At 52.3% G+C, this 6299-nt stretch carries 4 protein-coding genes and 1 pseudogene; 1 reads left to right on the top strand and 4 read right to left on the bottom strand.

The window, feature by feature from the left end:
* Positions 1–58 precede the first annotated feature (58 nt).
* The 4 genes and pseudogenes from BHE81_RS26300 to lacI form a co-directional block, all read right to left on the bottom strand.
* Positions 59–199: pseudogene (locus tag BHE81_RS26300) on the bottom strand (maltose acetyltransferase domain-containing protein); the annotation flags it as partial.
* A gap of 65 nt (positions 200–264) precedes the next feature.
* Positions 265–1518: a lactose permease gene (lacY, locus tag BHE81_RS26295; protein ID WP_004182120.1), complete on the bottom strand. Its 1254-nt coding sequence runs from the start codon at positions 1516–1518 to the stop codon at positions 265–267.
* A 51-nt stretch (positions 1519–1569) separates the two neighbouring features.
* Entirely contained in the window at positions 1570–4644 is a 3075-nt protein-coding gene (gene lacZ, locus BHE81_RS26290) for a beta-galactosidase (protein ID WP_004182121.1), read from the bottom strand.
* A 121-nt stretch (positions 4645–4765) separates the two neighbouring features.
* On the bottom strand, positions 4766–5848 hold the full coding sequence (gene lacI / locus BHE81_RS26285) for a DNA-binding transcriptional repressor LacI (protein ID WP_016831235.1): 1083 nt from the start codon (positions 5846–5848) through the stop codon (positions 4766–4768).
* 222 nt (positions 5849–6070) lie between these two features.
* Here lacI and BHE81_RS29070 point away from each other — a divergent pair, with 222 nt between their 5' ends.
* Positions 6071–6286 carry a hypothetical protein gene (locus BHE81_RS29070; RefSeq protein WP_004152285.1) on the top strand — a complete coding sequence of 72 codons (216 nt, stop codon included), beginning with the start codon at positions 6071–6073 and terminating at the stop codon, positions 6284–6286.
* The last annotated feature ends 13 nt before the right edge of the window (positions 6287–6299 follow it).

Below are 6299 nucleotides of genomic sequence, written 5' to 3'. Positions count from 1 at the left end.
ACAAAGTCATCGGGCATTATCTGAACATAAAACACTATCAATAAGTTGGAGTCATTACCCTTTTTTCAACTTCTGATGGATGCGAGTGATTGAACTCATTCATTAATGTTTTCCCACGAAGTCTTTTTTCAGGTAAGCCTTCGCACATATCGGTAAATAGCTTGCCTGCTTTTATTTTTTCTGTCATCGACATGTTCATTTTTAACATTCCGTCCTGATAAGTTGGTCGGATAAGGCGCTCGCGCCGTATCCGACATTAATTTCTTAAGCGACTTCATTCACCTGGCGACGCAGCAGGGAAAGTGGGCCGGGGCCGCTAAGCGTGAACACGGAAATTAAGGTGAAGCCCAGCGCCACCAGACCCAGCACCAGGTAAGCGCCCTGGAAACCGATGCTTTCATACATATTGCCCGCCAGAATAGACATAAAAATCATCGCCAGTTGCTTAAAGAAGCAGAAACAGACCAGATAAATCGTCGCTGAAAAACGCACTTCAAACTGGCTGGTAATATATTTAAAGCAGCCCACCAGCAGGAACGGTACTTCAAACATATGCAGCGTTTTCAGAATAACCACTTCCAGTGCTGAGGTAGCGAACGATGAGCCAATAATACGTACTGACATAATAGTGCCAGCCAGCAGCAGGGCGTTTTTCCCACCGATGCGATTAATGATCAGTGGCGCAAAAAACATAATCGAGGCGTTAAGTAATTCGCCCATTGTCGTTACGTAGCCAAATACCCGCGTACCCTGTTCACCGGTAGCAAAGAACGAAGTAAAGAAATTAGCAAACTGTTGGTCAAAAACATCGTAGGTGCAGGAAACGCCAATAACATACAGTGACAAAAACCACAGTTTTGGCTGTCTGAACAGTTCCAGCGCCAGCTTAAGGCTAAATGCCGAATGGTTGGCACCTACCGCATTGGCAACCGTGGCAGAAGAGGGCGCATCCGTTTTGGCGAAAAAGAGTAAAACGGCGAGGATGAATGCACAGCCAGAACCCAGCCAGAAAACAAACTGATTATTGATGGTGAACATGATGCCGACAATCGAGGCACACAGCGCCCAGCCAACACAGCCAAACATCCGCGCGCGACCAAATTCGAAATTACTGCGACGGCTGACTTTCTCGATAAATGCCTCTACTGCTGGCGCACCGGCGTTAAAACAAAAGCCTAGATAAATACCACCAACAATCGATCCTACTAAAATGTTGTATTGTAACAGTGGCCCGAAGATAAAAATAAAGAACGGCGCAAACATCACTAACATGCCGGTAATAATCCACAGCAGGTATTTGCGCAGCCCGAGTTTGTCAGAAAGCAGACCAAACAGCGGTTGGAATAATAGCGAGAACAGAGAAATAGCGGCAAAAATAATACCCGTATCACTTTTGCTGATATGGTTGATGTCATGTAGCCAAATCGGGAAAAACGGGAAGTAGGCTCCCATGATAAAAAAGTAAAAGAAAAAGAATAAACCGAACATCCAAAAGTTTGTGTTTTTTAAATAGTACATAATGGATTTCCTTACGCGAAATACGGGCAGACATGGCCTGCCCGGTTATTATTATTTTTGACACCAGAGCAACTGGTAATGGTAGCTACCGGCGCTAAGCTGGAATTCCGCCGACACTGACGGGCTCCAGGAGTCGTCGCCACCAATCCCCATATGGAAACCGTCGATATTCAGCCATGTGCCTTCTTCCGCGTGCAGCAGATGGCGATGGCTGGTTTCCATCAGTTGCTGTTGACTGTAGCGGCTGATGTTGAACTGGAAGTCGCCGCGCCACTGGTGTGGGCCATAATTCAATTCGCGCGTCCCGCAGCGCAGACCGTTTTCGCTCGGGAAGACGTACGGGGTATACATGTCTGACAATGGCAGATCCCAGCGGTCAAAACAGGCCGCAGTAAGGCGGTCGGGATAGTTTTCTTGCGGCCCTAATCCGAGCCAGTTTACCCGCTCTGCTACCTGCGCCAGCTGGCAGGTCAGGCCAATCCGCGCCGGATGTGGCGTATTGCTCGCCACTTCAACATCAACGGTAATCGCCATTTGACCACTTCCATCAATCCGGTAGGTTTTCCGGCTGATAAATAAGGTTTTCCCCTGATGCTGCCACGCGTGGACCGTGGTAATCAGCACCGCGTCGGCAAGCGTATCTGCCGTGCACTGCAACAACGCTGCTTCGGCCTGGTAATGGCCCGCCGCCTTCCAGCGTTCGACCCAGGCGTTAGGGTCAATGCGGGTCGCTTCACTTACGCCAATGTCGTTATCCAGCGGTGCGCGGGTGAACTGATCGCGCAGCGGCGTCAGCAGTTGTTTTTTATCGCCAATCCACATCTGTGAAAGAAAGCCTGACTGGCGGTTAAATTGCCAACGCTTATTATCCAGCTCGATGCAAAAATCCGTTTCGCTGGTGGTCAGTTGCGGGATGGCGTGGGGCGCGGAGGGGAGTGTCACGCTGAGGTTTTCCGCCAGACGCCACTGCTGCCAGGCGCTGATGTGTCCGGCTGCTGACCATGTGGTCGCGTTCGGTTGCACTACGTGAACCGTTAGCCAGAGTTGTCCGGCGCTCTTCGGCTGCGGTAGTCCAGGCAGTTCAATCAACTGTTTACCTTGTGGAGCGACATCCAGAGGCACTTCACCGCTTGCCAGCGGCTTGCCATCCAGCGCCACCATCCAGTGCAGGAGCTCGTTATCGCTATGACGAAACAGGTATTCGCTGGTCACTTCGATGGTTCGCCCGGATAAACTGAACTGGAAAAACTGCTGCTGGTGTTTTGCTTCCGTCAGCGCCGGATGCGGCGTGCGGTCGGCAAAGACCAGACCGTTCATGCAGAACTGGCGATCATTCGGCGTATCGCCAAAATCACCGCCGTAAGCCGACCACGGATTGCCATTTTCATCATATTTAATCAGCGACTGATCCACCCAGTCCCAGACGAAGCCGCCCTGTAAACGGGGGTACTGACGAAACGCCTGCCAGTATTTAGCGAAGCCGCCAAGACTGTTACCCATCGCGTGGGCGTATTCGCAAAGGATCAGCGGGCGCGTCTCTCCAGGCAACGAAAGCCATTTTTTGATGGACCATTTCGGCACAGCCGGGAAGGGCTGGTCTTCATCCACGCGCGCGTACATCGGGCAAATAATATCGGTTGCGAGGGTGTCGGCTCCGCCGCCTTCATACTGTACCGGGCGGGAAGGATCGACAGATTTGATCCAGCGATAGAGTGCGTCGTGATTAGCGCCGTGGCCTGATTCATTCCCCAGCGACCAGATGATCACACTCGGGTGATTACGATCGCGCTGCACCATTCGCGTTACGCGTTCGCTCATCGCGGGTAGCCAGCGCGGATCATCGGTCAGACGATTCATTGGCACCATGCCGTGGGTTTCAATGTTGGCTTCATCCACCACATACAGGCCGTAGTGGTCGCACAGCGTGTACCACAGCGGATGGTTCGGATAATGCGAACAGCGCACGGCGTTAAAGTTGTTCTGCTTCATCAGCAGGATATCCTGCACCATCGTCTGCTCATCCATGACCTGACCATGCAGAGGATGATGCTCGTGACGGTTAACGCCGCGAATCAGCAACGGCTTGCCGTTCAGCAGCAGCAGACCATTTTCAATCCGCACCTCGCGGAAACCGACATCGCAGGCTTCTGCTTCAATCAGCGTGCCGTCGGCGGTGTGCAGTTCAACCACCGCACGATAGAGATTCGGGATTTCGGCGCTCCACAGTTTCGGGTTTTCGACGTTCAGACGTAGGGTGACGTGATCGGCATAACCACCACGCTCATCGATAATTTCACCGCCGAAAGGCGCGGTGCCGCTGGCGACCTGCGTTTCACCCTGCCACAAAGAAACCGTCACCCGCAGCTCATCGCGCAGCTCGCCGTACATCTGAACGTCTGCCTCCAGTACAGCGCGGCTGAAATCATCATTAAAGTGAGTGGCTACATGGAAATCGCTGATTTGCGTGCTCGGTTTATGCAGCAACGAGACGTCACGGAAAATGCCGCTCATCCGCCACATATCCTGATCTTCCAGATAACTGCCGTCACTCCAGCGCAGCACCATCACCGCGAGGCGGTTTTCTCCGGCGTGTAAAAATGCGCTCAGGTCAAATTCAGACGGCAAACGACTGTCCTGTCCGTAACCGACCCAGCGCCCGTTGCACCACAAATGAAACGCCGAGTTAACACCATCAAAAATAATTCGCGTCTGGCCTTCCTGTAGCCAGCTTTCATCAATATTAAATGTGAGCGAGTAACAACCCGTCGGATTCTCCGTGGGAACATACGGCGGATTGACCGCAATAGGATAGGTCACGTTGGTGTAGATAGGCGCATCGTAACCGTGCATCTGCCAGTTTGAGGGGACGATGACAGTATCGGCGTCAGGAAGATCGCGCTCCAGCCAGCTTTCTGGTACCGCTTCTGGTGCCGGAAACCAGGCAAAGCGCCATTCACCATTCAGGCTGCGCGACTCTTGGGAAGGGCGATCGGTGCGAGCCTCTTCGCTATTACGCCAGCTGGCGAAAGGGGGATGTGCCGCAAGGCGATTAAGTTGGGTAACGCCAGGGTTTTCCCAGTCACGACGTTGTAATACGACGGCCAGTGAATCCGTAATCATTGTCATAGTTGTATCCTGCGTGAATTGTTATCCGCTCACATTTTCGCATAACATACGAGCCGGACACATAGAGTGTAAAGCCTGGGGTGCCTAATGAGTGAGCTGACTCACATTAATTGCGTTGCGCTCACTGCCCGCTTTCAAGTCGGGAAACTTGTCGTGCCAGCTGCATTAAGGAATCTGCCAACGTGCGGGGAGAGGTGGTTTGCGTATTGGGCGGTAGGGTGGTTTTTCTTTTCACCAGTGAGACGGGCAACAGCTGATTGCTCTTCACCGCCTGGCCCTGAGAGAGTTTCAGCAAGCGGTCCACGCTAGTTTTCCCCAGCAGGCGAAAATCCTGTTTGATGGTGGTTAACGGCGGGATATAACACGAGCTGTCTTCGGTATCGTCGTATCCCACTACCGAGATATCCGCACCAACGCGCAGCCCGGACTCGGTAATAGCGCGCATTGCGCCCAGCGCCATCTGATCGTTGGCAACCAGCATCGCAGTGGGAACGATGCCCTCATTCAGCATTTGCATAGTTTGTTGAAAACCGGACATGGCACTCCAGTCGCCTTCCAGTTCCGCTATCGGATGAATTTGATTGCGTGTGAGATATTTATGCCAGTCCGCCAGACGCAGACGCGCCGAGACAGAACTTAATGGACCGGCTAACAACGCGATTTGCTGGTGACCCAATGCGATCAGATGCTCCACGCCCAGTCGCGTACCGTCTTCATGGGAAAAAATAATACTGTTGATGGGAGTCTGGTCAGAGACATCAAGAAATAGGGCCGGAACATTAGCGCAGGCAGCTTCCACAGCAATGGCATCCTCGTCATCCAGCGGATAGTTAATGATCAGACCACTGACGCGTTGCGCGAGAAGGTTATGTACCGCCGCTTTACAGGCTTCGACGCTGCTTCGTTCTACCATCGACACCACCACGCTGGCACCCAGTTGATCGGCGCGAGATTTAATCGCCGCGACAATTTGCGACGGCGCGTGCAGGGCCAGACTGGAGGTAGCAACGCCAATCAGCAACGACTGTTTGCCCGCCAGTTGTTGTGCCACGCGGTTGGGAATGTAGTTCAGCTGCGCCATCGCCGCTTCCACCTTTTCCCGCGTTTTCGCAGAGACGTGGCTGGCCTGGTTCACCACGCGGGAAACGGTCTGATAAGAGACACCGGCATACTCTGCGACATCGTATAGCGTTACTGGTTTCACATTTACCACCCTGAATTGACTCTCTTCGGGTGCTATCATGCCATACCACGAAATGTTTTGCGCCATTCGGAGGGGGCACGCCGAAGTGAGATTCAAAATGCCGACGTCAGTTCACAGGTGGGTAATGATACCAACGTGTTGATTTCGTATTTTCACTGACACCAGGATCATCCTGATGTTACAAGGATTGAATGACAACAGATTAAAATAGTCATCAACAGGTTGACAGCATTACCGACTGACCTTATCCATAGCGGTAACCTGACCGTTAACGAAATTAACCGCTCAGCCGGATTTCTCATCAACAGTTTTGATTTGCCGGGCATTGGTATATTCATGGGCATCAGCGCCCGCTTTCTGCGTATTTTTCGATTTGCACTGCCGGGGGCACTGGCGGGTATCGCGTTCCGCACACTTTTACATTTATTTATCTGGTGACTGACCTTTTTAA

Source organism: Klebsiella sp. AqSCr (genome assembly GCF_008452795.1).
In the GTDB taxonomy this organism is placed as follows: Bacteria; Pseudomonadota; Gammaproteobacteria; order Enterobacterales; family Enterobacteriaceae; genus Klebsiella; species Klebsiella pneumoniae.
This window is presented reverse-complemented; position numbering and strand designations above follow the sequence as displayed.

Bases quoted from the DNA above. Each gene is read 5' to 3' on its own strand.
- lacZ (WP_004182121.1), bottom strand. From the start codon at position 4,644: ATGACAATGATTACGGATTCACTGGCCGTCGTATTACAACGTCGTGAC.
- lacY (WP_004182120.1), bottom strand. From the start codon at position 1,518: ATGTACTATTTAAAAAACACAAACTTTTGGATGTTCGGTTTATTCTTT.